This window comes from Kitasatospora nipponensis (assembly GCF_039528135.1).
Taxonomy (GTDB): domain Bacteria; phylum Actinomycetota; class Actinomycetes; order Streptomycetales; family Streptomycetaceae; genus Kitasatospora; species Kitasatospora nipponensis.
Genome location: NZ_BAAALF010000925.1, coordinates 1 through 589 on the forward strand (window position 1 = coordinate 1; position 589 = coordinate 589).

Consider the following 589-nt stretch of genomic DNA (forward strand, 5'->3'; position numbering starts at 1 on the left):
GATCGCCATCCTGGGCGGGCAGAAGCTGCTGCAGTACGTGCCGATGAAGGTGATCGTGCGGGTGGCGGCGAGCATCATGCTGCTGATGGCGGGCTTCAGCCTGTTCAAGGCGGCCACCGGCTGAGCTCAGTCGAGTGGGTAAGGGGTGGACTTGTCGGTCCGCAGGCGGTCGAGGAAGCCCCGCATCCGGACGGCGGTCCCGGCGTGCCGGTCCAGCAGGGGGGCCAGCTCCGGCGCGGTGCCGGCCGGGCGCCGCCCGTCGGCCCAATCGGCTGCCAGGCCCGCCGGGAGGTACTGGCTGAGCAGGTGGGCCACCGTGTACGCCGCGTCGTAGCCCCGGTGGCGGTCGAGGAACTCCCGCTCGGTGCGGGTGAGTTCGAAGCTCTCACCGAGGGCGAGACCGAAGTCGGTGAAGTACAGGCGGTGACCGTCCGTCAGCACGTTGCGGAAGTGCGCGTCGAAGTGGACCAGGCCCCGGTCCCGCAGGAAGGCCGTGGTGTCGGCCAGTTGACCGGCCACCCACGGGACGGCACCGGTGTCCTGCTCGGCCAGCCAGCTGCCCAGGGTGTGCGGGACGTACTCCAGGAAG

The 589-nt window shown here is 70.8% G+C and carries 1 protein-coding gene; it reads right to left on the reverse strand.

Annotation, left to right across the window (positions count from 1 at the left end; genetic code table 11):
* Positions 1-126: 126 nt before the first annotated feature.
* The coding region (locus ABD323_RS44100; protein WP_486327190.1) for a BUD32 family EKC/KEOPS complex subunit at positions 127-589 on the reverse strand (463 nt) is incomplete at its 5' end.